The 1,755-nt window shown below is 67.0% G+C and carries 2 protein-coding genes; both read left to right on the forward strand.

The features are described 5' to 3' along the window. Nucleotides 1-132 precede the first annotated feature (132 nt). Complete coding sequence (locus LL239_RS17455; RefSeq protein WP_228164595.1) at nucleotides 133-711, forward strand: hypothetical protein; 579 nt, start codon at nucleotides 133-135, stop codon at nucleotides 709-711. Beyond that, nucleotides 668-1,755: hypothetical protein (locus LL239_RS17460; RefSeq protein WP_228164596.1), on the forward strand; the 1,088-nt coding region annotated here is incomplete at its 3' end. The genes LL239_RS17455 and LL239_RS17460, both read left to right, overlap by 44 nt.

Consider the following 1,755-nt stretch of genomic DNA (forward strand, 5'->3'; position numbering starts at 1 on the left):
TGAACACGACGAGGGGCGACTCGGTGAAAAATACCGAGACGCCCCTCGGCTGCCCACCTCCCGGGCGGTCCTGGCGCTTCTCTCTCCACGTCGATTCGTGCGGTTGGGTCGATTTCCGCGAGGAGGTGCAGGATGCCGAAGCCGGCTGCCCCGTGTGGCACCTATGCGGCGTTCCTGCGGCACCGCCGGAATGGCGAGCCGATCGACGATGCGTGCGATCATGCTCGCGAGCAACGCAACGCGGAGCGCCGTGATGCTCGAGCGCGCGGGAAGGTGTCGTTCTCGCCGGATGCCCCGGATTCTCTAGGACTCGGCGAGCGGGGCCGCGCGTTCTACGACGCGCTGACTGCGGGCATTGAGGTGCCGGCGGAGCGCATGGCGCTCGTCGTCGAGGCGGCTCGGATGGCGGATCGGCTCGAGCAGATCAACGACGTCATCGCGGGCAAGGGCGTGCTCAAGCTGATGCACTTCCGGGTGCCTGGCGTTCTCGACCCGGACTCGGGTGTGATTCGGGTCGAGATGAGCGTCGATCACGTCATGGGCGAGGCGCGGCAGTTGCAGCTCGCATTCGAGCGAATAGCCCGCAGCGTGTTCAAGGACATCGACGCGCTCCGAGAGAAGAGCGGCGGAGAGGGCGGGGGGCTCGATGAGTTCTTCGGCGCTCCCAATGTTGTCGGGATCTCAACGGCCTCGGCTCGAAAGCCGGCCTGAGTCGGTCGGCTCCCATGGGGATCACGTTCTCCGGTTCCTGCAGGCGTGCGGGCTCACTCTCGACGAGTGGCAGGCGTACGTCATCGGCGGCGTCTTCGATGTCGGCCCGGATCAGACGTGGGCGGCCACGGAGTTCGGGGCGCTGATCAGTCGACAGAACGGCAAGGGCGAGATCCTGGTCGGCTACGACCTGGCGCACCTGTTCCTGTTCCCCCGTCCGGACAATCGGCGGAAGACCATCCTGCACACCGCGCACGAGATGAAGACGGCTATCGACGGCTTCCAGCGGCTCGTGGGTGTGATCGAGGCCAACCCTAAGCTGATGGCGCGGGTGTCGAACATCTACACCGCGAACGGGCAAGAGGGCATCGTTCTACGGAAGCGCCCGGGCCAGTTGCTTGCCGACCGGATCCGCTTCATCGCCCGGTCGAAGAGCTCGGGCCGTGGATTCACCGCCGACGTCGTGGTGTACGACGAGGCGCAGGAGTTGAGCCTGCAAGCCCAGCGGGCACTCACGTACACGCAGTCACAGGTACAGAACCGGCAGGAGCTGTTCACCGGGACGGTGCCCGAGGAGGGTGTGAACGACTGCGAGGTGTGGCGGGGTGTCCGCGATCGCGGCCGCTCTGGGCGTGGCAAGCGCACCGGGTGGATGGAGTGGACGCCGGAGGGGTCGGAAGATCCGGAGCGCGTCGATGACATCGACCTCGGCGACCCGCAGGTGTGGGCGGACTCGAACCCTAGCCTCGGTATTCGCATGCCGATTCAGTCGGTCGTCGATCAGTACGAGCGGGCTATGGAGACGGACCCGGACGGGTTCGCCCGTGAGCGCCTGTCGATCTGGCCGAACCCGCGACCGGTCGAGGCGGTATCGCTGTCCGACCTCGACTTCGAGGTGTGGAAGCGGCACGCGCGCGAGGACGCGGGAGTCGCCGGCGACGGCATCGTGCTCTCGCTGGCCCTGACCCGAGGTGGCAGCGCCGGCACGATCGGCAAGGCCGTCCGGGTCGACTCGGACAGCATCGCCGTCGAGCATCACTGGTC

The organism is Microbacterium testaceum, assembly GCF_020781835.1.
GTDB lineage: Bacteria > Actinomycetota > Actinomycetes > Actinomycetales > Microbacteriaceae > Microbacterium > Microbacterium testaceum_H.

What these genes read in the sequence shown, in the direction of transcription:
- LL239_RS17455 (WP_228164595.1), top strand. Translation starts at nt 133, where the DNA reads ATGCCGAAGCCGGCTGCCCCGTGTGGCACCTATGCGGCGTTCCTGCGG.